At 61.1% G+C, this 22,666-nt stretch carries 20 protein-coding genes and 1 tRNA gene; 8 read left to right on the top strand and 13 right to left on the bottom strand.

All coding sequences use genetic code 11. The features are described 5' to 3' along the window. Positions 1-4: 4 nt before the first annotated feature. On the bottom strand, positions 5-385 hold the full coding sequence (gene cutA / locus AB4Z24_RS20515; RefSeq protein WP_441711192.1) for a divalent-cation tolerance protein CutA: 381 nt from the start codon (positions 383-385) through the stop codon (positions 5-7). A gap of 54 nt (positions 386-439) precedes the next feature. On the opposite strand from cutA, the gene AB4Z24_RS20510 reads away from it, so the two are divergent. Then, positions 440-1,222, top strand: coding sequence for an NAD kinase (locus tag AB4Z24_RS20510; RefSeq protein WP_441711190.1), 783 nt, complete (start codon positions 440-442; stop codon positions 1,220-1,222). Between the two features lie 46 nt (positions 1,223-1,268). Here the strand turns inward: AB4Z24_RS20510 and AB4Z24_RS20505 are convergent, their stop codons facing one another. Both AB4Z24_RS20505 and AB4Z24_RS20500 read right to left on the bottom strand, forming a co-directional pair. Continuing rightward, on the bottom strand, positions 1,269-1,763 hold the full coding sequence (locus tag AB4Z24_RS20505) for a hypothetical protein (protein WP_441711189.1): 495 nt from the start codon (positions 1,761-1,763) through the stop codon (positions 1,269-1,271). A gap of 252 nt (positions 1,764-2,015) precedes the next feature. After that, complete coding sequence (locus AB4Z24_RS20500) at positions 2,016-2,591, bottom strand: nitroreductase family protein (RefSeq protein WP_441711187.1); 576 nt, start codon at positions 2,589-2,591, stop codon at positions 2,016-2,018. A 112-nt stretch (positions 2,592-2,703) separates the two neighbouring features. On the opposite strand from AB4Z24_RS20500, the gene AB4Z24_RS20495 reads away from it, so the two are divergent. Continuing rightward, positions 2,704-4,638, top strand: a complete 1,935-nt coding sequence (locus AB4Z24_RS20495; protein ID WP_441711185.1) for a vWA domain-containing protein — start codon at positions 2,704-2,706, stop codon at positions 4,636-4,638. Further along, on the top strand, positions 4,635-5,693 hold the full coding sequence (locus tag AB4Z24_RS20490; protein ID WP_441711183.1) for a hypothetical protein: 1,059 nt from the start codon (positions 4,635-4,637) through the stop codon (positions 5,691-5,693). Before AB4Z24_RS20495 ends, AB4Z24_RS20490 begins: the two co-directional genes overlap by 4 nt. Before the next feature lie 9 nt (positions 5,694-5,702). Here the strand turns inward: AB4Z24_RS20490 and AB4Z24_RS20485 are convergent, their stop codons facing one another. Next, positions 5,703-6,290, bottom strand: coding sequence for a hypothetical protein (locus AB4Z24_RS20485; RefSeq protein ID WP_441711181.1), 588 nt, complete (start codon positions 6,288-6,290; stop codon positions 5,703-5,705). 53 nt (positions 6,291-6,343) lie between these two features. After that, a complete protein-coding gene (locus tag AB4Z24_RS20480) occupies positions 6,344-7,381 on the bottom strand; it encodes an amino acid ABC transporter substrate-binding protein (protein WP_441711179.1) in 1,038 nt (345 codons plus the stop codon). Positions 7,382-7,569: 188 nt separating this feature from the next. Between AB4Z24_RS20480 and metC the strand changes: the two genes are divergently transcribed. Beyond that, a complete protein-coding gene (gene metC / locus AB4Z24_RS20475; protein ID WP_441711178.1) occupies positions 7,570-8,757 on the top strand; it encodes a cystathionine beta-lyase in 1,188 nt (395 codons plus the stop codon). Between the two features lie 18 nt (positions 8,758-8,775). On the opposite strand, the gene AB4Z24_RS20470 is transcribed toward metC, so the two are convergent. Both AB4Z24_RS20470 and AB4Z24_RS20465 read right to left on the bottom strand, forming a co-directional pair. Beyond that, positions 8,776-10,776, bottom strand: a complete 2,001-nt coding sequence (locus AB4Z24_RS20470) for a L,D-transpeptidase family protein (protein WP_441711176.1) — start codon at positions 10,774-10,776, stop codon at positions 8,776-8,778. 174 nt (positions 10,777-10,950) lie between these two features. Beyond that, positions 10,951-11,026, bottom strand: a tRNA-Arg gene (locus AB4Z24_RS20465). A 757-nt stretch (positions 11,027-11,783) separates the two neighbouring features. Between AB4Z24_RS20465 and AB4Z24_RS20460 the strand changes: the two genes are divergently transcribed. Continuing rightward, complete coding sequence (locus tag AB4Z24_RS20460) at positions 11,784-12,104, top strand: hypothetical protein (protein WP_441711174.1); 321 nt, start codon at positions 11,784-11,786, stop codon at positions 12,102-12,104. Here AB4Z24_RS20460 and AB4Z24_RS20455 read toward each other — a convergent pair whose 3' ends face one another. Next, on the bottom strand, positions 12,105-12,611 hold the full coding sequence (locus AB4Z24_RS20455) for a hypothetical protein (protein ID WP_441711172.1): 507 nt from the start codon (positions 12,609-12,611) through the stop codon (positions 12,105-12,107). Positions 12,612-13,013: 402 nt separating this feature from the next. Then, a complete protein-coding gene (locus AB4Z24_RS20450; RefSeq protein WP_441711171.1) occupies positions 13,014-13,304 on the bottom strand; it encodes a hypothetical protein in 291 nt (96 codons plus the stop codon). Between the two features lie 231 nt (positions 13,305-13,535). Here AB4Z24_RS20450 and ligD (AB4Z24_RS20445) point away from each other — a divergent pair, with 231 nt between their 5' ends. Together ligD (AB4Z24_RS20445) and ligD (AB4Z24_RS20440) are read left to right on the top strand one after the other, a co-directional pair. Continuing rightward, the gene (gene ligD, locus AB4Z24_RS20445) at positions 13,536-15,212 is read left to right on the top strand and encodes a non-homologous end-joining DNA ligase (protein ID WP_441711169.1); all 1,677 of its coding nucleotides are present in this window, start codon (positions 13,536-13,538) and stop codon (positions 15,210-15,212) included. Positions 15,213-15,333: 121 nt separating this feature from the next. Next, on the top strand, positions 15,334-16,287 hold the full coding sequence (ligD, locus tag AB4Z24_RS20440) for a non-homologous end-joining DNA ligase (RefSeq protein ID WP_441711167.1): 954 nt from the start codon (positions 15,334-15,336) through the stop codon (positions 16,285-16,287). 249 nt (positions 16,288-16,536) lie between these two features. Here ligD (AB4Z24_RS20440) and ku read toward each other — a convergent pair whose 3' ends face one another. The 4 genes from ku to betB form a co-directional block, all read right to left on the bottom strand. After that, positions 16,537-17,442, bottom strand: a complete 906-nt coding sequence (gene ku / locus AB4Z24_RS20435; RefSeq protein WP_441711165.1) for a non-homologous end joining protein Ku — start codon at positions 17,440-17,442, stop codon at positions 16,537-16,539. Positions 17,443-17,570: 128 nt separating this feature from the next. After that, complete coding sequence (locus tag AB4Z24_RS20430) at positions 17,571-17,765, bottom strand: hypothetical protein (protein WP_441711163.1); 195 nt, start codon at positions 17,763-17,765, stop codon at positions 17,571-17,573. A 105-nt stretch (positions 17,766-17,870) separates the two neighbouring features. After that, positions 17,871-19,532 (bottom strand): choline dehydrogenase, encoded by a 1,662-nt coding sequence (gene betA / locus AB4Z24_RS20425; RefSeq protein WP_441711161.1) that lies wholly within the window; start codon positions 19,530-19,532, stop codon positions 17,871-17,873. Between the two features lie 45 nt (positions 19,533-19,577). Further along, on the bottom strand, positions 19,578-21,038 hold the full coding sequence (gene betB / locus AB4Z24_RS20420) for a betaine-aldehyde dehydrogenase (RefSeq protein ID WP_441711160.1): 1,461 nt from the start codon (positions 21,036-21,038) through the stop codon (positions 19,578-19,580). A gap of 370 nt (positions 21,039-21,408) precedes the next feature. On the opposite strand from betB, the gene AB4Z24_RS20415 reads away from it, so the two are divergent. After that, complete coding sequence (locus tag AB4Z24_RS20415) at positions 21,409-22,449, top strand: GlxA family transcriptional regulator (protein ID WP_441711159.1); 1,041 nt, start codon at positions 21,409-21,411, stop codon at positions 22,447-22,449. The last annotated feature ends 217 nt before the right edge of the window (positions 22,450-22,666 follow it).

The raw sequence follows: 22,666 nt of genomic DNA, 5'->3' as shown, positions 1-22,666 counted from the left end.
GGCGTCAGACCTGCCGCGTTCCGTCCGCAACCCAGTTCAGATAATCGGAACTTCCTCCGACCACCGGCACCACCAGGACTGCGGGCGTCTCATAGGGATGATTGGCAATGATATGCGCGACGGCGCGGTCGGCTCCTGCCCGCGCGAGCTTGGCGATCAGCACGGCTTCTTCGGCGGTTTCCGTCTCGCCCTTCCAGACATAGATCGACGTCATGGACGGCAGAACGTTGATGCATCCGGCCAATCCCTGCTCGACCAGATCCCGGCCCAGCGCCAGCGCCGCCTGCCGGTCGGGGAAGGTCGCATAAATCATCACCACATCGGCGACTGGCGGAGCGATCCGCTCTCCGATATCTCGCGTCAGGGGCTTGTCGTTTGGCGGCACTTGGGCGAGCTTCCCTGCCTTGCTGCGCGACCCGTCAGGAATCGAAGGGCCTAGATGCCGAAAGAAAAGCACAAATTCGAACGCATCGCCTTCGTCGCGAGCGAGGTTCCCGAAGCGATCGAAGCGCAGGCCGCCTTGATCAAGCGCTACGGGGAGACCGATCCCCACGAAGCCGATGCCATCGTCGCGCTCGGCGGCGACGGCTTCATGTTGCAGACGCTACACCGCTTCATCAACGACAAGATACCGATTTACGGCATGAACCGGGGTTCCGTCGGCTTCCTCATGAACGATTACCGGGAAGACGATCTGATCGAGCGGCTCACCGCTGCCGAGATCAGCCGCATTCATCCGCTTTCGATGATCGCGACGGATTCGGCGGGCAAGGCGCACAAGAGCTTGGCGATCAACGAGATATCGCTCTTTCGCCAGCGCTATCAGGCCGCCAAGTTGCAGATCGCCATCGACGGCAAGGTGCGGCTGGAGGAGCTGATTTGCGATGGGGTCCTGGTTTCGACCCCGGCCGGATCGACCGCCTATAATCTATCGGCGCACGGGCCTATCCTGCCGATCAAGTCGCAGCTTCTGGCGGTGACACCCATCAGCCCTTTTCGGCCAAGGCGCTGGCGCGGCGCCCTCGTTCCCAACAAGGTGCACATCACGATCACCGTTCTGGAGGATGCGAAGCGTCCGGTCAGCGCCGTCGCCGATCACTTCGAGACCCGGCATGTGGTGAAGGTCGATATCGAGCAGGCGCGCGCCATCGAGCTGTTCATGATGTTCGATCGCGAACATGGGCTCGAAGAGCGGGTGCTGGCGGAGCAATTCAGGTATTAGCCCCACCGGGCGCCTTGTCTTCAGGCCTTCGTATTCGTGCGGAGGGTTAGGCCTGTGTCGCAAAGAACGCTATGAGCTTTTCGAACCGCCTGTCAGCGAGGCTCATACCTGTAAGTTCCTTACCTGCGGCGTCCTTTTCGTCATCAGGCGTCTGGCCATCCCATCCCAGCGATGAGAGGTCAAAGCCACCGGCTATCATCGCTGCTCCGCTGTCGTAAATGCGGGCGACTTCGACACCGTTCCAGTTGATCCGATGCACAACAGGCAGGGGGTTCCCGTTCTGATCGAAGGCCCCGCCCTCGTCAGTCAGGGGTTCGACGATCGAACCGGACGCGGTCGTCAGCGGCGCAGCGGTCGGCTTATAGGTAAGATCCTGATCGCTATCGTCATTTTCATCGAGCTTGGTCGCAAACAGCTTGTCGAAAGCGTCCGGCGTCGAATTCGATGTGTTCGTCGATTCGCCATCGCTTTCACCCCGCGCTTGCCTCAGAAGCCGCAGGGCCGTGGCGTGAGGACTCGATAGGCTGTCAATGGCCATCATGACGAGGTATCACCGGTCGTCCCAGAAACCGACTGGCCCTCCTGCAGGTGCCTGGAAGCACGCGCGGAGGGCCATGATTTGGTCCTGTGCTGCATTCCGGCCCGGGCCACGCGGCGCTGATACCGCGGCCGCGAATCGGGATCGCAAACACGCATTTCCGAATCTTGGCAGGTCGTGGTTAACGAAGCGTTAAGACGCGGGCCTCGCCGGACCGCTCCCACCTGTCGGTTCGGCCAGGCTAGGCCGGCTAGGTCAGGCCGGCCAGCGACTGACCAGCGCGTCGATGTTCGGGCGCTCGCGTTCTTCTGGCTTCTCCATCGGCGTGCCGATGTAGATGAACCCCGCGATCTTCTCGTGCTCGGCAAGGCCCAGCGCCTGACGGACCGTCGGGCTATAGGCGATCCACTCGCTCAGCCACGACGTGCCGAAGCCGAGGGCGTTGGCGGTGAGGCACATATTGAAGCAGAGAGCGCCGACCGAGAGCACCTGCTCCCATTCCGGGGCGCCAGGGCGCGCCTTCACGGACGAGACGACGGCGACGACGACGGGCGATCGCAGAAACCTGCCGCGCTCGGTCTCCAACCGGATCGACGACGGCTCCTGGCGGTCTTCCTTCTTGCAAGCCTCGGCGAAGATCTCTCCGGCTGCCTTACGGGCGTCGCCCTCGAATACGATGAAGCGCCATGGCGAGAGTTTCTTGTGGTCGGGAACGCGCGCACCCGTGGTCAGGATGTCGTTCAGCTGTTCAGCATTCGGCCCGGGTTCGGCGAGCCGGTCCGGTTTCACCGAACGTCTTGCCGCAAGAAATTCAAAAATCGCGGTATTCATGTCATGTTCCGTACTATTCGTGCCCGTCTCGCTATACGAGGGCCCGCCCTGTTACAAGCGGCCCGTTAAGTTCAGAATCGGAACAAGAGCCGAAAACGGGCGTGGAGATCAAATGCGCCGGCCTTTTTTGAGATTTGTCGCGGTCGCTATTGCAGCGGTTTCTCTGACCGCGGGCGTTGAACCCGCCTTCAGCGGCGATGAGCCGACGGCCATGGTCGTGCTCGACGGTTCGGGCTCGATGTGGGCGCGTCTGCCGCCCGACAACCGGGCCAAGATCGATATCATCCGCGAAAAACTCGGCGGTCTGCTGGCGCAGCCGAATTCGACGCGGCTCGGGCTCGTGTCATTCGGCCACCGCCGCCGCGGCGACTGCAACGACGTTGAATTGATCGCAGCGCCCGACAGTCCGCGGCAGGCCGTTCTCGATCCCATCGCCAAGCTCAATCCGCGTGGCCCGGGACCGCTCACGGCGGCGCTCAAGGTCGCGATGACCGCGATCGGGCAATCACGGCCCGCGCAAATTTTGTTCATCGGCGATGGTGCCGACAATTGCCAGCAGGATACTTGCGCCGTCGCCAGCAATCTCGCGAAGACCTATCCGGGCGTCGCCGTGCAGGTCATCGGCATCGGCATTCCGGACAAGGAGCGGCCGCGCATGGCGTGTATTGCCGAAGCGACCGGCGGGCATTTCTACGACATCACGGATTCGAACGGCCTCACCGCCGCCATCGGCGAAGCCGCGCAGCTTGCTATTTTGTCTCCGGGCGAGACGCTCTCGCAGGGTGCCAATCCCGCCGACGGCAAGCCGACAGCGCCGCCACCGCCGGCAGGCGCATCGCTTAGAGCATCGGCGGCGCTTGTCGATGCCGGCCCGCTTCTCACGGTCCCGCTCAAGTGGCGCATTTTCAAAGAGGGCGAAAAGACCCCTGTGACCGAAGCCGAAGGTCACGACATCACCGCCAAGCTTCCGGCCGGCGGCTATGAGGTCGAGGCCGAACTCGGATCGCTCACGGCACGCCAGGACATCACAATCGCCGACGGCGACAAGCAGAGCATCATCGTGCCTTTCAACGCCGCGCATCTTCGTGCGCGCGTCAGCACCGGCAAGGGCGGAGCCCCGTCGCAGACCGCCGTACTGACCCTCGCCTTGGGCGATAAGCCGGTGACGATCGCCAGCAACGGCCAGATCGACCTCTTCCTCGCGCCAGCGACCTACACCTTGACGGCCGCCGACGGCGCGGCGCGCTCGTCGCAAACGCTGCAGCTCGCCGCCGGAGACGACAAGCCGCTCGACATTTCGCTTGGGACTGGCCGGGTCGAACTTTCCGCTGCGGCGACGGACGGCGCCATCATCCAGGACGTTCTTTTCGCCGTTGCCGCCGACGATCCGGAAAGCCCTGACGGCCGCCGCGAGGTGGCGCGGTCGCGGAGCCCGAACGCGAGCTTCACGCTTCCAGAAGGCACCTACTACGTCAGTGCCCGCTCGCGGAGCGGCGACGTTCGCAAACGCATCGCTGTCGGCGCCGGACAGACGGTGACGGAAACGCTGGCCCTCGTCCTCGTGCCGCTCAAGGTTTCGGCGCTCGTCGCGGGGGCGCCTGCAAAAGCCGACCAGAATATTTTCTATCGGGTCGACCGCATCGACGGCGATCGCACGGGCATCACGCGGGCGATGGGCCCCGACCTCACGCTCGACTTGTCGCCTGGGCATTACCGGATCACCGCATCGCTTGCGGTCTCTCACATCTCGGCGACGAAGGAGTTCGAGGTCGTTGCCGGAAAACCAGCGAACGCCGTCATCGATATCGCAGCGGGCGAGGTGAACTTCTCGCCGCCGTCCGGAGAGTCGGCGATCGTCGGCGATATCTTCTGGGAAGTCTCAGATGCGAGCGGCATGCCGACATGGCGTGCGACGGGGACGCAGGCGACTGCGCTTTTGGCGCCGGGACGCTACACGGTGCGCTGCGAGGCGCGCGGCAAGCATGGGCAGGCGTCGTTCGAAGTTCGCGCCGGTGAAAGCCAAAAGATCGAGATCGGACCAGGATGATCGAAGCGGCAGCGAAAAACTGGCGGGCGGGAGCCCGGCGGCACTTGGGCGTAGCAATCCGCGCACAGGTTGCGGCGTTCGCGGCCGTGCTCCTATCGATCTTCGCGGCGACGGCTTCGTTTGCGGAAGAGCCGATACCGGATGGACCGCCCACGGGGCCTTGGGGACCGTCGATCGAGAAGCGCAAGAACACCACCGTCGTCGAACGCGGCAAGACCAAAGGGCCGGGCGTCAGGCTCGTGGCCCTGCTGACGGGCGACGGCCAGCAAATCGACCAGGGTCTGGTGTGGCGCGTTTTCCAGACGGGAGGACAGGCCGGAAAATCGAAGCTTTTGATGGAGTCGCATGAGGCGAGCCCGTTCCTCAAACTCCAACCCGGCGACTACACGGTCAATGCCGCGTTCGGGCGGGCCAACCTGACGCGCAAGATCACCGTCAAGGCTGCCGATGGGCCGCCGTTCGAAGCTTTCGTTTTGAACGCCGGTGGCCTGCGGCTGTCGGCGCTCATCAACGGAAAGCCCGCCCCGCCCGGCTCGGTGACCTATTCGATTTTCGCCGACGATCGCGATCAGTTCGAAAGCCGATCTGCCGTGATCACAGCCGCGAAGCCGAACCTCATCATTCGGCTCAATTCCGGCATTTACCGGGTCGTTTCGCTGTATGGCGATGCGAACGCCAAAATCGAAACCGACGTCACGGTCGAAGCGGGCAAGCTGACGGAGACGACCGTCACGCATTCCGGCGGCAAGGCGACGTTCAAGCTCGTCACCCGATCCGGCGGCGAAGCGATGCCGGACACGCGCTGGACGATCCAGACGGACGACGGCGAGACGATCAAGGAAAGCGTCGGCGCGCTTCCGACGCACGTGCTGGCGCCAGGCAAGTACGAAGTGACCGCCTCTTCAGGCGGGCATATTTTCCAGAAGACCTTCGAGATCAAAGACGGCGACCATGTCAGCATCGAGGTTTTGATGACGGCGGCACGCGACGACCGGGGCATTCAACCTTCGAGCGGTGCGACGACGATCATGCCGACCGGCCAAGGTCCGAACTGATGGCGTAGGTCAGAAATCGGTGAGGACCCAGTCGGTCGGACAGCCGTTTTCGCGCATCCGCTTTTCGACGCGCTCCTGCTGATCGGTGTCGCCTGCTTGCTGGTACGCCGCTTTCGCCATTTGCCACTGCTCGCATGCGGTGGTCAGATCGCCGGATCGCTGCGCAGCTTCAGCGAGGGCCAGACGCGCTGCGGCGTGTGCCCCACCGGGCCCGTGAAGCGCGCCGTATCCCGCCGCAGAGCGCAGCGCCGACATGCGAGCTTCGACATTGCCCAGGCGTTCGTGACCGGCCGCCAGATCGTAATAGAGGCGGGACAGCGATGTCTTTTCGCCGCGCGCCAGAGCCAGCTCGATTTTCTTATTGAGCGTCTCAACGTCCTCGAGCTTCGGCGGCGGCTCGGCTGCTTCCGCTTGCTCCCTGGCCGGCGACAGCGGCGCCGCAATTCCCACCGCTGACCGCGACGCTTGGCTTGATTTTACGGATGACCGCTTAAGCCGCCGGTTGAGCAGCAAAGCGAAAAGCGTGAGCAGGACCGCGACCGGAATGGCGAAGGCGGCGGCGCTCAGCAGTGTTTCAAATGTTGCTTGATCGCCCATGACTAGCCCTGTCGCTCACGAGCCACGCCGCATTCCATTGTCGTGGATTCGTATCAGCGGAATGGCGCCGCGTACATCAGGCCGCCTTTACTCCACACATTGTTGAGCCCGCGATCAAGTTTCAACGCGGAATTCTGCCCGAGCGTGCGCTCGAAGATCTCGCCATAATTGCCGCCCTGCTTGACGACCTGATAGGCCCAATCGCGCGACAGGCCGAGCGGCGCGCCGAGGTCGGCGTCGAGGCCCAGAAAGCGGCGCACCTCATGGGAGGGGGAGGATTTCGCGGTCTCGATGTTGGAACTCGAAATGTTCAATTCTTCCGCGGCAACGAGCGCCATCAGCGTCCAGCGAACGACCGCGAACCAGCTTTCGTCACCGATGCGGACGGCGGGACCGTAGGGTTCCTTGGTGATTATTTCGGGCAGAATCATCTGGTCCGACCCGTTTCCGAGCCGGCTTTTTTCGTAGGCGAGCAGGGAGATGTCGCCCGTCAGGACCGTGCAGCCGCCGTTTGAGTATGTCTTGACCAAATCGTCCCAACGGTCGGTCGTGATGAGCTGATAGCGCATTTTTCTGGAGCCGAAGAAGTCGGCGATCGCGGTCTCGTCGCTGGAACCCGGGAGGACGCAGATTGAGGCGCCCGAAAGCTCAAGAACGCTCGCGATCGAATGGTTGCGCGGAATGATGAAGCCTTGGCCGTCGTAGTAAAGGACCCCGGCGAAGCGCGCGCCGAGTTCCGTATCGCGGGTGAGCGTCCAGGACGTTGCGCCGAGCAGAACGTCGATCTCGCTGTCCTGGAGGGCTTTGAATCGATCGCCAGGATTGAGGCTCAGATATTTGACCGCGTCGCGATTTCCGAGCACGGCCGCTGCCAAGGCGGAGCAAAACTCGACGTCCAAGCCGCTCCAGGTTCCGCGAGGGTTAACTTCGCTGAAGCCTGGCGTATTGTCGGCGACGCCGCAGATGACCCTGCCCCTCGCACGAACGGCATCGAGCGTATTCGATGGCGTGCTCCATGCCGTGGAGGGCATTCCGACGCCCGCGGCGAGTAGCAAACACGCTGCCGCCCAGAACCTCGACACACTTCTCATAAGCGCTTTTCCGGCCAATGCTTCAATGATGTCTCTTCATTTCCAACCAGCAGACGAAAGCAACGGCCTCCGCGCGGCCGCCCTGAGCCGCGCCCGCCAGACATCCCGCGCCAGCGACGAATGGTCAAGACCTTGACCGTGAACGAAACTTGCGCCACCAGGACGCGACCCGGCCCGGAGAAGTTAAAATGGCCAAAAATGACGACAGTTCCGAGCGCCCTGAGCACCCGGAAACGGAGGTTGTGCACCTCGGGCGCAAGCCGTTCGAGCAGCACGGCTTTGTAAACACGCCGGTCTATCGGGGATCGACGGTTCTCTTTCCGACGCTCGATGCGATCAAAAAGCGGACACAAGAGTTCACGTACGGGCGCCGGGCGACACCGACGACGCAGGCTCTTGAAGAAGCTATCGCGCATCTCGAAGGCGGCGTGAAAACGGTGCTGACCTCGTCGGGCCTGGCCGCGATCTCGACCGCCGTCCTGGCGTTCGCCGAGAGCGGCGATCACATCCTCATTCCCGACAACGTCTACCAGCCGAGCCGGACGTTCGCGGATAAGATGCTGAAAAAACTCGGCGTCGAGACGACGTATTACGATCCGCTCGTCGGCGCCGACATCGCCAAGCTCTTCCGGCCCAATACGAAGCTGGTGCTCGTCGAAGCGCCAGGGTCGCAGACATTCGAGATGCCGGACATCCCGGCCATCGCAGCCGCCGCGAAAGCGAAGAACATCTGGGTTCTCGCCGATAATACCTGGGCGACGCCGCTTTTCTGCAAGCCGCTGTCGCTTGGCGCCGACGTATCGATCGAAGCCGCCACGAAATACATCGTCGGGCATGCGGACGCGATGATGGGTTCGGTGACCGGCAATGCGCGCGCGGCGAAGTTTCTCGACAACGCCAAGGAGACGCTCGGCACGTGCCCGGGCTCGGAAGAGACATATCTCGCGCTGCGTGGTCTCAGAACGCTTGCGGTTCGACTGGACCGGCACCAGAGCTCCGGCATTGCGATTGCGGAGTGGCTCGCCGGCCGCCCCGAGGTCGATCGGGTTCTGCATCCGGCCCTTCCCGGCGATTCCGGGCACGCGCTTTGGAAACGCGATTTCACCGGCGCGAGCGGTCTCTTCGCCGCCGTCCTGAAACCGGCACCGGAAAAATCGCTGGCGGCGTTTCTCGACGGGCTCAAACTGTTCGGGATGGGTTATTCGTGGGGCGGCTATGAAAGCCTCGTCATTCCGTTCGATCCGACATCCTACCGGACGGCGACGCGCTGGCACGGACCCGGACCGGCGCTGAGGTTTCACATCGGGCTCGAGGCCGTCGAAGATCTCATTCACGATCTCGACGAGGGTTTCGCGCGCCTCAAAGCGGCGCGTTAGCTTTCCGGCGGCAACGCCTCAGAAGCCCAGCGCGCGGCGGACCATATCGCCGACGGTATTGCCGCCGGAATAGTAGCCGCGGCCGGATCGCGTCAGCCCCATTTCGTCCCTGGACCGGCCTTCCTCCCAGTGCCGCGATGCGTAGCCGCGGTAGCGTCTCTCGGAATAGCCATCCTCGTCTCTCCGGCCGCCGACGCGAATTCTCTTGGCGCTGGAGGTATCGAGCGCCTCGGGCGTCACATGCTCCTGGGTGACGTCGATGTCTTTCCACTTGCCCGCAAGCGCCAGTGTGATGCGCTTCTGATGACCGTAGTAGTCCTCGAAGAACTGAGGCGTGCCGTCATCCGCGACCCAGACGGTGAAGTATCCCACGTGCACGGGAATCGGCTTATTCAGGTCGAACTGATTGTCCATCGGGCCTTTGTCGACGAGATGTCCGACGTTCGGCGTCTGGTTTCCCCGGTCGATGTTGAAGACCAATTGCGCGAGCTGCTGCGGGTTTCGCACGCGCATGCAGCCGTGACTGAAAAGGCGAACCCGCGCGTTGAAAAGCGAGCGCGACGGCGTATCGTGGAGGTAGACGGAGTGTTTGTTCGGAAAGAGCAATTTGACGAGGCCGAGCGCGTTGTCGTCGCCAGCCGGCTGATAGATCGTATACTCGCTGAGCTTCGCCCTTCCCCAGTTCACGCGGCTGCTGTCGATGACATGGCCGTTGCGCATGACGACATAGCCCTGGCGCTCGACGGAGCGGCCCGTGCGCAGCGTTGTTGCCTTGATGGAATTCGGCAGATTCCATCTCGGCCGTAGAACGATCTTCGTCATGTCTTTCGAAAAGATGGGCGTCTGCGTGCTCGGGGTACCGACGACAACGCGCTCATTGAACATGGGTTTATTGCTCTCGGTCAGTACAATCGAAAACGATGGGATATTGACCAAGACGTGAGTGTCACCGAGTGAGTGCGGCATCCACCGCCACTCCTCCATATTGGCGATGACGGCTGCGATCTTCTCCGGAGAGGACGTGAGATCTTCGCCGGAAAGCTTCGCTCGCGTCGTGGGCCCGACGATGCCGTCGGCATGGAGCGACTTCGATGCCTGAAAGTTTTTGACGGCGGCGGCGAGCGCATCGTCAAACACCTGTTCCGATCCTAGCGCGGAGGAAATGCCGAATCTCTGCTTCAGTGTTGCGACGTCGGGATCTCGCACGCCGGGCTCAAGCATCGCGCCTCGGCGCGGGATATCAAATCGCTTGGAGTTGTCAGGCGTGTCGCCTCTCAATCGCGCGAGAAGCGTCTTGAGCTTCAGAAATTGATCGTGCGAAGGCTGAAATGCGCGCAACGCTTCATCCGGCTTCGCCGCGCCGGCCATACGCGCGAGCACTGTCGCTGCATCGGTGATGACCGGCGTTCGATCCAAGTAACCCGACAGTTGCTTGGTGGGCTCGGTTATGCGGCCGCCTTCGGCCTGATGCGCGTAGCGCAAGACGGCAGCGGTGATTTCCAGTTCGGCGGCAACCGTCTCGTCCGGATTCCAGCTGCCCAAAGGCATCGGCTGCTTCGCGGCGCTGAGATCGAAGTCGGACGCCTTGAGGCCCCAGTCCTGGGCATGAGCCAGTTCAGCCATGACGAGCGTTGCGGCGCGCGTCGGGCCTTGTTCATCGAACCAGAGCGGGCTGCACTGGCGCGCTTGATAAAACGCGGAGACGGCGGCGCGATCTTGCGCTTCGAACGGCGACGCGTTTTTGTCCGAGAGCTTGGCGCATAGTGCAGCCGGGGTGCCCGACAGCGTCGAGGCAAGCGTTTCAAGCGCGTTGCCAGATTGCGCGTCCGGCGTTTCGCTTCGCGTCTCGCCCGGCGGCTGGCCTGAAGTTTCCGGAATCGCAACGGGCGGGTCCTCAGCACGCGCGAGCGATGGCATAACCGCGCCGCTGATGAAACTCAGCGCCACACTCAGCGCCATGACCGTCATCATGTGCGGCATATGTTGCGGGCGACGTGCGATGCGGAGAGACGGTGCCATCGAGACTACACTCAACTGTCGTTTCCAAGACCGCAGGGGAACACAACCTAATGCAGTCTCGACTCATCGCCAGATCTAGTTTCAGTAATGGCGTCCCTGGTTAAATGTTGGTGTCAGATCGCATTTGAAATCTCGCGACCGCATCGCGCGGTTGCAAATGCCGCACGATGTTTGTGGCGATCCCGGCAGGGCTCGAACCTGCAACCTTCGGAGTCGAATTCCGACGCTCTATCCATTGAGCCACGGGACCGTTGCGTGACGCCGCGCGGCGCGTGACGCTGACACGGGTGTGCTGAGAACCGTCTCGTTCCGATGGTAGCGCCGCTTTGACGACACATTGCGAAGAGAGACTTTCTCCCGCGAATGATCGCACAATTCATAGAGCGATCAAATGTAAACTTAACTGGATCCAAATCCGTTCAACTGCCGTTAGCGATCAAGCGGGGATGCGCTATTTTTTCTTTGGGGAGACCGCTTCCAAGCCATGGCTTTGATCGAGCAATTCTGCCACCGCCAATTTCGTTCCCTGCAATCGCACCTTCCGGATATCAATGAATGGCAACATCGAGCCGAGTCTCAGATATTGCAATACATCGGTGGATCGGAGACGCAACCGCAGCCGACTTGTTCGGCAACGACGCTGTTGTTGAAAGCGGTCGCAGCGTCCAGCGCTTCGGCCTACCGCAACTATGAGCCCGCGCTACGCGCGTGGAAGAGCAACGTGTCGCTGGATCCGGCAATTTTGCGCCGGCACGCGCGGGATCTCTATTGCAAAGCAGAGCAAGAAGCGCGTCTGCATCAGGAGATTTTCGCCCGCGTTATCCGGACGAATGGATAGCGATCGTTGTTCGTCGAATCGGAACGCATCGCTTCGTCGGGAAAATATCCCGAACCGCTAGCGTCTATTGGACGCTGCCCTGACAACCGCGCGCTTCCAAACCGTGCGCGGAACCAAGGCGCTGAGCGCCTGTTTCGGATGGGGAAGTCAACGATCAAAGGAGATTTTGATGAAGGTTCTCAAAGGTGCAGTCGTCACGCTGGGCCTGCTCGCCGCTGGCTCCGCCGGCGCCCTGGCGCAGTCGACCTACGATAACAGCGACCAACAGATGAACCCCGACACGAAATCGCAACCCGCGACGCCCAACGAGGGCGCCAGCACTGGTGAAACCGGCACGTCGAGTCCCGCGGGAATTCCTGCCGATCCGACCACGAATGAAAACGTTCAGCCCGGTCCTTCTACCGGTACGCCGAACGATCCGGCTACTGCAGCAGACCCGGCCGCTCGCGTTCCAACCTCTCCTCCTGGAACAGGCACGTCCAGCCCCTGATCATGAAGATTGGAATTGAAAACGGCGAAGGTTCGAGGGGTCAATCCCTGAACCTTCGCCATTGCTGATTTCGAAATCAGTAATCGCAGGCGCGATACCGTCTCCACCAGTAGGGGCTGCCCGTCTCGATCGCACGCCGATACAGCCAATCGCAGTCGTATCCGTAATTGCCGTCGTCGTAGAAGCCGCCGTAATAGTAATACGGATAGCCAACGAAGTAGCCACCACGCCGGTGATGATGGTGCCGGCCGTGCCAATTTCCGTAATTTCCAGAATAGTTGCGGACATTCCGATCAACGCTGAAGCGTGGTCCGCGCGGACCTGGGGCGCGATAATTCCCGCCACCGAAGTTCGGGCCTGGACGGAACGGGCGTCCGGAAAAATTCCCAGCGCCACCAAAGCGGGGACCGCCACCGCTAAAACGGGGACCACCGCCGCCACCGCCTCCGCCGCCGAAATGGTGACCGCCACCCCCGCCGCCTCCACCGCTGTGACCCGCTCGGGCATCGGCGACAGCGGTTCCTAACGCAAGGAGCAGAACCGCTCCCAGCGTCGCAACGCGTTTCATTCTCATTTCTACGCTCCTAGGTCTCTCAAACGGACGCCCTCGCGACATCCACGGGCACGTAACAGGTGGGCAAAACTCGCAGTTCCGAATAGCGCTAACGGATGGTTTCCCGCCGGCCGACCTTAGCACATCGTGAATGGTGCGTGGCCCCTCGTGACAAGGCCATTTGCCGCCATCGGCGCCTGCGAAGAACTTGGGCTGAACGCCCAGCAGCGGCTGCAGCGACACCGATCATTCGAGCTAATCCGACGGATCTTGAATATTGCATGAACGGATCGGCGGTCCCGGCAGACGACGGCGGCATGAGGCGCAACCTGCTCAACCTGCCAACGAACTGTTCATTATGCCGGCAGCTGTACAGCAGCGAAGGCCGCATTCACCCATGTTGAGGGATTTCCAACGGCGCAGAACAGGCGCACACTGATTTTTTCTGAATAGGACTGTTCGACATGTTCGTTGCGCACAATGTTTTTGAGCCGGAAGATCTCGAGCTGGCCGAGAGCGTTTTGAATGAGGTTTGGACTTCTCTCCCAAATGGCGTCCGGAGCGGCCCTCGCGGATCCGAGTGCCGGGACTGGCTCGCTCAGCAGATATTGGCGGCGATCCATAACGACGGCGCCGGCCGCGATCATTTGAAAAACCGCTTGCTGGAGGCCGACATGACGGGGTGGGCATGACCGGGGCACGGGGTAGAGCGGGAACCAAATTCTTCCACGACTGTTTTCGAAGTGGACGCACGCACCATGCGTCAGGCGCCTTTACCTCAGGTGCCCAGGCCGCTCGGGAGCTTCACGCTCCCGGCGGCTTTGTTTTGACCAGAGACCTTGACGCCTTGCGCAGCCGGCCGGACGGGATGCAATCGAATGGCACAGAAGAAGCTTTCCGAGTATCGCGCCAAGCGTGATTTCACGAAGACAGCCGAGCCGAGCGGCTCTGCCGATGTGCGGCCCGCGAAGCATCTGCGGTTTATCATCCAGAAGCACGATGCGACGCGTCTCCATTACGATTTTCGTCTCGAACTCGATGGCGTGTTCAAATCGTGGGCCGTGACGAGAGGCCCGTCGATCGATCCCAAGGACAAGCGTCTCGCCGTCGAAGTGGAAGACCACCCTCTCGACTACGGTGATTTCGAAGGGACCATTCCCAAAGGTCAGTATGGCGGCGGAACGGTGATGTTGTGGGACCGCGGGTTCTGGGCGCCGATCGGCGATCAAAGTCCGGAGGAGCAGCTCCGCAAGGGCGAGCTGAAATTCATGCTGGTGGGCGAGAAACTCAAAGGCAGCTGGGTTCTCGTCAAGATCAAGAACGATCGGACCGGAGGCAAGCGCAACAACTGGCTTCTCATCAAGCATCGCGACGAAGGCGCCCATGCCGGCGACGAAGACGCTATTCTTTCGAAGGATCGTTCGGTGGCGTCCAAACGCACGATGGCGCAGATCGCTGCCGGACAGGGCAAAGGTCCCGAGCCTTTCATCACGCGGCGGCGGACGGCTGCAAAGCCCGATGCCGTCTGGCATTCCAACAAAGACGACGACGCGGACGATCCCGAGCCTGCTCCGCAATCGACGAAGTCCCTCAAGCGAACGCTCGTCCATAAGGCGCCGAAAAAGGCGAAATCGACGGCGGCACGAACAGACACATCATCAAACGCCGTACTGGGCATTACGATCTCGCATCCCGATAAGGTGCTCTGGCCCGCTGGCGAAGGTCCCGCCATCACGAAGATCGACCTTGCGCATTATCTCGAAGCCACCGGCGACTGGATGCTCAAGCATGTCACTGGCCGGCCCTGCTCGGTCATTCGCGCGCCCGACGGCATCGGCGGCGAAATGTTTTTTCAACGGCACGCCATGAAGGGAATGTCGCCCGAGATCGACCTCGTCCGTATCTCCGGCGATCGCGAGCCCTATATCGAGGCAAACTCAGTCGAGGCATTGGTCGCTCTCGGGCAAGTCGCTTCGCTCGAGTTTCATCCGTGGAACTGCGCGGAGTTCGAGCCCGATATCGCGGGGCGGCTCGTCTTCGATCTCGACCCCGCTCCGGATGTCGAATTCGACCGCGTCGTGCGCGCGGCGAACGAGCTTCGCGAGAGGCTCGAGGCGCTCGGTCTTGTCGCCTTCTGCAAAACGACAGGCGGCAAGGGACTTCATGTCGTCACGCCCCTCAAGACGACGCGCGCCGACACCACGAGCTGGTCAGACGCAAAATCCTTCTCGGGAGCCGTGTGCCAGCAGATGGCCGCGGACAGCCCGAACGATTATCTCATCAAGATGACGAAAAAGCTCCGGACGGGCCGGATTTTTCTCGACTACCTTCGCAATGACCGTATGGCGACGGCCGTTGCGCCGCTGTCGCCGCGCGCGCGGCCAAATGCAACCGTGTCGATGCCGCTCACCTGGAATCAGGTCAAGAAGGGGCTCGATCCGAAGCGCTTCACGATGCACACGGTCCCTGCCCTACTCAAGATGACGGGATGGGAGGATTATGACTCGTCCGCTCGCTCGCTGAAAAGCGCGATCAAGAAGCTCGTCGGGCCTTAAGCGCGTGACGGCGAGGACTCATAATTCGCGAGGCGCGTCGAAGCACGCGACAGCATCCGCAATCGAAAAACGCCGCCCGGCCGTTCGGCCTCCGAAGATTGCAGGAGCGGTGAAGGCGCCGATGCCGGATTTCGTCGCGCCGTGCCTCGCAACTCTGGTTGCGAAGCCGCCCATCGGCGGGGACTGGGTGCATGAGATCAAGTTCGATGGCTATCGCATTCAAGCCCACATCGCGAAAACGTCCGTTCGGCTTTTGACACGCAACGGCCTCGACTGGACGGAACGCTTCCGCAAACTTCCGCAGCTTCTGGCCGAATTTCATAACGGCACGGCGATCATCGATGGAGAGCTTGTCGCCGATGACGCGGAAGGACATTCGAGCTTTTCGGCTCTGGCCGATGCCCTCAAAAGTGGAAACAGCGAGAAGTTCGTTCTTCACTGCTTCGATCTTCTGTATCTCGACGGCGTGAGCCTTCTCGAAGCCAGGCTCGGCGATCGCAAGGCGGCGCTCAAGGAGATGTTCACCGACACAGCAAAAGACGCGCAGATCCGTTACAGCGATCATCTTGCCGTCGATGGCGCGCGCATGCTTTCCGATGCGTGCAAGCTTGGTCTCGAAGGCATCATTTCAAAGCGCATCGACCGGCCATATCGCTCCGGCCGTCATGACGACTGGCTCAAATCAAAGTGCATCCAGGTCGATGAGTTCGTCATCATCGGGTACGTCAAAGGGAAATCGGCGCCGAATACAATCGGCGCGCTTGTCGTCGGTCATTACGACAGGAAGCGGCTCGTCTATGCCGGGCGCGTCGGCACCGGATATACGAACAAGACGGCGCTCGGCTTGTTGCGCACCTTGAAGCCAATGCGTATCGAAACGCCGGCCTTTGCTTCCGCGCTCACGAACCTGCAGCGCAGAGATGTGACGTGGGTTGAACCGACGCTCGTCGCGCAAGTCGAATATCGCGCCTGGACATCCGATGGGCTTTTGCGTCACGCGGCCTTCAAGGGACTGCGTGAGGATAAGCCGGCGGCGGAGGTTCGCCGTCCTGTCACAAAGATCATTAGCGAATGAAAATCGGGCGGCTCAAAACGGCAGAAACAATTGCGGCGTGAAATGTGGAAGCATCATCATCCACATCCAAAGCGCGAATACGGGGTGCATGGAAACCTCCTGAAATTGCCAAACGCAACCAGGCAACAACGCTTCCTGCGCTCACATTTCGTGAGAGGATACGCGGCGTTCATTCGCGTCCACCAATATGAGCGGCGAGTGAACTCGCGATGCGGTAAGACTAGCACGAGTCTCGCGCCGCGAGACGCATTATCCGCGTGCTTTCGATTTTCGCTTCGGCGATTTCGCGGGGGCGCGCTTCACGGGCTCGCGCTTTTGACGCGATGCTGCCGTCTTCGTTTTTGCCGGTGAAGACTTCGTGGACGATCCCTTTCCGGTGGAGCGGCGCAACGCTTCCATGAAATCGATCACCGTTCCGCCTGACGGCTGTTCGTCACCGCCCGCGACTTCCGTCGAGAGGCCGCCCGCGACCTTTTCCTTCACGAGGCTGCGCAGTGCCTCGGCATAATGGTTCTTGAAGTCGGCGGGATTGAACTTTCGCGTGCGTTCCTCGATGAGCTGCTTCGCCATGTCGACGAGTTCAGGACGAAGCTTCTCGTTGCCTATGCCGTCGAAGATCTCGTCGGCGTCGCGCACTTCGCTGGCGTAACGAAGCGTCTCGATCATCAGACCATCGCCGCTCGGCTTCATCGCGATCAGGTTTTCGCGGCCGCGGATCGTCAACTGACCGACGCCATATTTCTTCGTTGCACGCAGCGCGTCGCGGATGATGCGATAGCCTTCCTCGGCGACGTCGCCGTCGGGAAGGACGTAATACGGACTGGCGAAATACAGGGGATCGATCGAGCAAGCCTCGACGAATTCGGTCAACTCAACGGTGTGGCGCGTCGTGAGCTTAAGTTTGTCGAGCTCTTCCGGCTCGAGGAGCACGTAATTGCCGTCTTCGAGCTCGTAGCCTTGGACGATGTCCGACTGGGGAACGACCTTCCCGGACTCGCCTGCAACTTTCTGATAGCGAATGCGCTGCTTGGATTTCTTATCGACCTGATGCAGCGCAATCTTGTCTTCGGATGCAGTCGCACTGACCAATCGGATGGGAATGGTAACGAGCGCCAGGCGCAGGTGCCCTTTCCAGAAGGACCGCGCAGTTGCCATCGCTATACTCCTCGGGAACGCAATACTCAGTACAGATTAGCACGAAGGAATTTCGGCGCTAAGGGTTCCGGCGGAACGCCTGGCAACCTCTGAAGTTCCGGCAACCGCGCTGCACACCGTTGGCAGCGTCAGTTACCCGAACTCATCACGACCCAATCGTAGCGATGCTTCAGGTGCCGGCGATGGTCCTCAGCTGCTTCCCGCGTAGCGAAGGTCAAAGCCAGGCCGCGGTCGTGCGTTCTGGTATCGTTCTCGGCCAGATAAATATCCTGGAGAGCAGCATAAACCACATCGGGTTTCCGCTCGACCAGCAGCCATCGCATCGCGCATCTCCGAGCCGGGAAGGTAAGCTTAATCCGGCGTTCATCGTAGAGCACAACGCGCGCGGATTCGACAATGATCCGGCGCCGGACGTGGCCAGAAAAATTTTAGCGCTGGCTGGTTTGGTAATCGGGATTGACCCAAACGGGCACTTGCTCAGGCGGCAGCGGCGGCCGTCCGCGAATGGCGTCGGCCAGCTTCTCGGCCATCATGATCGTCGGAACATTGAGATTGCCGCTGACAACATCGGGCATGATCGAGGCGTCGACGACGCGCAAGCCCTCGACGTCGTGAACGCGTCCCTGGCCATCGACGACCGCCATATCGTCGGTTCCCATGCGGCATGAGCAAGACGGATGGTAGGCGCTTTCCGCCTTGGCGCGGATGAACGCATCGATCTCGGCATCGCTGGAGCTCGCCGGGCCGGGCGCCAGTTCGTCGCCGCGATAGCGATCGAAAGCCTGCTGAGAAAAGATCTCGCGGGTCAGCCGGATACCGGCGCGCATCTCTTTGCGATCCTGCTCGGTCTGCATGTAGTTGAAGAGCACGCGCGGGTATTGCCGCGGATCGGCGGACTTGAGTTTAACGTATCCGGTGCTCGTCGGGCGCATCGGACCGATGTGGGCCTGAAATCCGTGGCCCTTCGCGGCCGACGTACCGTCGTAGCTGATGGCCATCGGAAAGAAATGATATTGCAGGTCGGGGTGAAGAACGCCCGCGTCGCTGCGGATGAAGCCACCCGATTCAAAATGATTGGTCGCGCCGAGGCCCTTGCCGGTCAGGATCCACTCGATGCCGATCTTCAGTTTCGCCAGCGGGTTGTTGGCACTGTAAATCGAAACCGGCTCTTTGCATTCGTACTGCACGTAGGCTTCGATGTGGTCCTGCAGGTTTTCACCGACGCCGGGTAAGTGCTGCACGACGGGTATACCGAGCTTCTTCAATTCGTCGGCGTTGCCGATGCCGGACAGCATCAGGACCTGCGGTGAATTGATGGCGCCGCCGCTGACGATCACTTCACGCGTGGCTCGCGCCGATTGCAGGCGGCCGCCGCGGCTAAATTCGACGCCGATGGCGCGCTTTCCCTCGAACAGGACGCGCGTCACCAGCGACTTTGCCTTGACCTCGACCCCGCCGCGTTTCTCCGCTGGGCGGAGATGCGCCTTCGCAGCGCTCCATCGCCGTCCCTTGTAGACGGTCATATCCATCCGGCCGAGGCCTTCCTGCTGGTGGCCATTCATATCCTGCGTGACGGGATAGCCTGCCTGGCGCCCGGCTTCGATAAAGGTGTCGTAGAGCGGATTGGTGCAGGGCGCGGTCGTTACATAGAGCGGGCCGGAGATGCCGCGATAGGCATCACCACCCTTCAGCCGCGTCTCGGATTTTTTGAAGTACGGGAGGCAATGAAAGTAGCTCCAGTTTTCGAGGCCCTGACGCCGGGCCCATGCGTCGTAGTCGAACGCATGGCCACGAATGTAGATCATGCCGTTGATCGACGACGAGCCGCCAACGACGCGGCCGCGCGGACAGTACATCCTGCGGTTATCGAGAAACGGCTCCGGCTCCGACTCGTACCACCAGTTGTATTTGGTTCCGGCGAGCGGATAGGCGAACGCGGACGGCATATGGATGAAGATGCTGTGGTCCTGTGGCCCGGCCTCCAGGACCAGCACGCGCGTCCCCTCATCTTCCGTCAGACGGTTGGCGAGCACGCATCCGGCCGATCCCGCGCCGACGATGATGTAGTCGTACTCTTCCGCGGTGCTCATCTCTGGATAGATCCCGGTCTTTTCAGCGAAGCCCAATAGTCTTTGTCATTCGTAGGGGCATTGGACGTCGCCGAGTTCAACGTAGACGCTTTTCAGTTGCGTGTAGTGATCGATCGCGGCCTGTCCGTTCTCATGGCCGAAGCCCGATTCCTTGATGCCGCCGAACGGCATCTCGACCGGGGTGATGTTGTAGTTGTTGATCCAGCAGATGCCGGCCTCGAGCCGCGCCGCAACGCGGTGGGCACGCGCCAGGTCGCGGGTGAAGACGCCCGCCGCCAAGCCGAAGCGTGTGGCGTTGGCCCGGGCGATGACATCGTCCTCATCGCGGAATTTCAGCACCGACATCACGGGCCCGAAAATCTCCTCACGGACGATGCTCATATCGTCCGTGCATTCGGTGAATACGGCGGGCCTGACGAAGTTGCCGCGATCGAGCGGGGCCATGTCCACGCGCTCCCCGCCGTAGCAAAGGCGAGCCCCCTCTTTCCGGCCCGCTTCGATGAAGCCCAACACGCGCGCCATGTGCGATTGCGAGATGAGCGCGCCGACCTGCGTTTCCGGCGCCATGGGATCGCCGATACGCAGCTTCTTCGTGCGCTCGACGACCATCTCGACGAAGCGGTCGTGAATGTCTTCATGCACGAAGACGCGGGTGCAGTTCGTGCAGATTTCGCCTTGCGTATAGAAATTGCCGAGCATGGCCGCGGATACGGCCTGGCGCAGATCGGCGTCCGGGAAGACGAGCAGCGCCGACTTGCCCGAGAGTTCCATGGTCGTTCGCTTAAGCGAAGCTGCTGCGGCAGCGAGGATCTTTTTGCCCGTTCCGACCGAACCGGTGAGCGAAATCTTGGCGACGCGGGGATCGGTCGTCAGCAGCGATCCGGTTCGGGCGTCGCCATGCAGGACGTTGAAGACGCCGTCGGGCACGCCGGCTTCGGTGTAGATTTCGGCGAGCTTCGCCGACGTCACCGGCGCCAGCTCGGATGTTTTGAAGATCATTGCGTTGCCGCAAGCGAGCGCCGGGGCCGACTTCCAACATGCGATCTGGATTGGATAATTCCACGAGCCGATGCCGACGCAAATGCCGATAGGTTCGCGGCGCGTATAAACAAAGGCGTTATTCAGGGCAATCTGCTCGCCGCGCAAAGTGCCGGCGACGCCTGCGAAATACTCGACGCAATCGGCGCCGCTGACGACGTCAACCGTCTCGGCTTCCTGAATAGGCTTTCCGGTGTCCCGGACTTCGAGCCGCGCCAGCTCGTCATTTCGCTCCCGCAATATCCGGGCTGCCCTGTTGAGGATGCGGCCACGCTCGGCGCCCGACATTGCGGACCATCGCTGCAAGCCTGCTTCGGCCGTGCGTAACGCCTCGCCGATTTCGGGTTCGAGCGCGATTTCAACGCCGGAAATCAGCTCGCCGGTTGCAGGATTGGTGTTTTGGAAAACCTCGCCAGCCTCAGAAGCGACGAAGCGGCCACCAACGTAGTTCTGTAGTGCTTGCACCATGAACACTCAGATTGCCTAGGAAATCAGCGGAGAGAAATCCACCCTCGCCCACCTGGATCATTCGGCGCGCATCCAGCCGCCGCCATCCAAAGCGTCTTTCCCCTATGCCGGTGTCGCCTTTTTCAAGCTATCCCAGATACGACGCAAATGACTTCGGTGGCGACAGTCGAAGAAGACTCAACAGCTTCGTCCGAATGGCCCCGGATTTGCACCTTCTGAACTTGTCAAAATGCGACTTGATGATACTATTTCTGGTCTGGCGTGCACGGAAGCCTGACTGCCTTCGCTTCGTTGCCGGGCGCAGCAAGGACTTGAAGTCGCGATCACGAACGACTCTAGCCTTCCCGTTTTACGTTGGAGCTTTTGCGACGTGAACGACGTTTCGACGAAGCTGAGTACGATCCGCAAGATCGGGTTCCTGACGCTGGACGAGTACACGATGATCGCGGTTTCGAGTGCGATCGAGGTTCTCCGGATGGCCAACCGGCTAAGCGGCCAGACCCATTACTCCTGGACCATCATCACGACCGATGGCCGGCCCGTGCCTTCGAGCAATGGGATGTCCTATGCCGACGCCGTCACTTATGACGCTGCCGGCGATCTCGACATGGTTCTTGTCTGCGGCGGCACCAACGTCGCGAACTTCGTCAATGACAAGGTGGTCAATCTGCTCCGCCGCATCGCGCGTGACGGAGTCGTGTTGGGCGGGCTTTGTACCGGGACGTTCGCGCTCGTAAAGTCCGGGCTTCTCGATGGCTATAAATGCACGATTCATTGGGAAAACATGGCTGGCCTGCGCGAATTTCACTCCCGAGTGAAGTTCCAGGAAGAGCTGTTCGTGATCGATCGCGACCGGATGACGTGTACGGGCGGAATCGCGCCAATCGACATGATGCTTGCTCTCGTCCGCAGCAGCTTCGGCAAGACATTGGTCGCCGAGATTTCCAATCAGTTTATTCTCGAGCGCGTGCGTGACGGCTATGACCGCCAGCATATTCCGCTGGCAGCGCGCCTAGGATTTAACCACGGCGCCCTCGTCGACATCGCCTCGCTGATGGAAGCGAATTTCGAGGAACCGCTGAGTGCGGTCGAACTTGCGAATTTAGCAGGACTCTCGCTTCGCCAGGTGCAACGCATGTTCCAGGAAACGCTGCATACGACGCCGACAAAGTATTATTTGCAGCTACGGCTCCGGCGCGCCCGCGAATTGCTGCTCCAGTCACAGATGTCCATTACCCAGATTTCCGTTTCCTGCGGTTTCCAATCGACGTGCCACTTCAGCAAGTCGTATCGCGCTCTCTATGGCCGTACGCCGCGCAGCGAGCGTGCGCCGCAAAAATCCGAACAGGACTTTAAGACGACGTCTTCGCTGCGACGCGATACGAGCCGCGCGAGACTGCCGTCTATCTGAGCTCGGCGAACAGTTGGTGATTTTGGGGGAGGCCGGCATTTTGCGAGCCACCAGCACCGAAACAACTTTGAAAGTGAAAGGAGTACGTGAGTTCGACGCGTAAACGCAGAATCGCGTCGCAATTGTAAAATCGATCGCGAATGGCCGTGATTAGCTAATGACGTTACCCGGTCAGGTAACGCCTTCAACGGACTGCCAACACAAGAGGATCATCGCC

Source organism: Hyphomicrobium sp. 2TAF46 (assembly GCF_052114865.1).
In the GTDB taxonomy this organism is placed as follows: Bacteria; Pseudomonadota; Alphaproteobacteria; order Rhizobiales; family Hyphomicrobiaceae; genus Hyphomicrobium_B.
Note: the sequence above shows the minus strand (reverse complement) of the source record. Positions and strands in the feature narration are given on the sequence as shown.